A 310-nucleotide genomic window follows, 5' to 3' on the forward strand; every position below is an offset into this window, starting at 1 on the left:
CAACATCAAACTGGAAGGGCATCCCTTCTTGCTCGACCCGTTCGAAAAAGCCGCCACCACAAGAGGGGTTGAAATAGCCATGTAGCGAGAAGTCATATTCTTGGGCAAATGCGCTTGAGAAACTCACCATGTTACAAACAGTGGCCAAGGGCAGAACCCAATGACTAAATTGACTTTTTTTCATTTATTATTGCCTCAAGCTTCGATTTATCTGAGAGTAGATAAGCACGGTTGATACGGCAATGTATTTTTGCAGTCCCATTCTCTTTGTGCCGTAATGGAGTGTCTTGCGTGTTGAAAATTGTAATAT

Annotated in this window: 1 protein-coding gene; it reads right to left on the reverse strand. The window is 42.9% G+C overall.

Features of this window, described 5'->3' with window-relative positions; all coding sequences use genetic code 11:
• The coding region (locus tag AB9F29_RS21920; protein WP_369757251.1) for a hypothetical protein at positions 1-184 on the reverse strand (184 nt) is incomplete at its 3' end.
• Between the last annotated feature and the right edge of the window lie 126 nt (positions 185-310).

Source organism: Falsihalocynthiibacter sp. S25ZX9 (assembly GCF_041205405.1).
GTDB classification, from domain to species: Bacteria; Pseudomonadota; Alphaproteobacteria; order Rhodobacterales; family Rhodobacteraceae; genus Falsihalocynthiibacter; species Falsihalocynthiibacter arcticus.